Origin of the sequence: Ochrobactrum sp. SFR4 (genome assembly GCF_019730395.1) — a bacterium.
Lineage (GTDB): Bacteria > Pseudomonadota > Alphaproteobacteria > Rhizobiales > Rhizobiaceae > Pseudochrobactrum.
On sequence record NZ_JAAPBB010000511.1, the window covers coordinates 1 to 320 of the forward strand.

Consider the following 320-nt stretch of genomic DNA (forward strand, 5'->3'; position numbering starts at 1 on the left):
CTTACCACATCACCGCGCCAAGCGAAAACGGTGAGGGCGCACAGCGCTGCATGGAAGCTGCCCTGCGCAGTGCCAAAATCACACCGGATGCGATTGATTACATCAATGCACACGGTACTTCGACCATGGCGGATACGCTGGAACTGGCTGCTGTTGAGCGCGTTGTCGGTGACTCGGCTTCCAAGGTTTCGATGTCCTCGACCAAATCCTCGATCGGTCACCTGCTGGGTGCAGCCGGTGCCGCAGAAGCGATTTTCTCGACATTGGCTATCCGCGATAATATCGCGCCTGCAACGCTCAATCTCGACAACCCGTCTGTT

At 56.9% G+C, this 320-nt stretch carries 1 pseudogene; it reads left to right on the top strand.

Annotated features, from left to right (window positions below):
* Positions 1–320 (top strand): annotated as a pseudogene (locus HBA93_RS20035) (beta-ketoacyl-ACP synthase II); the annotation flags it as partial.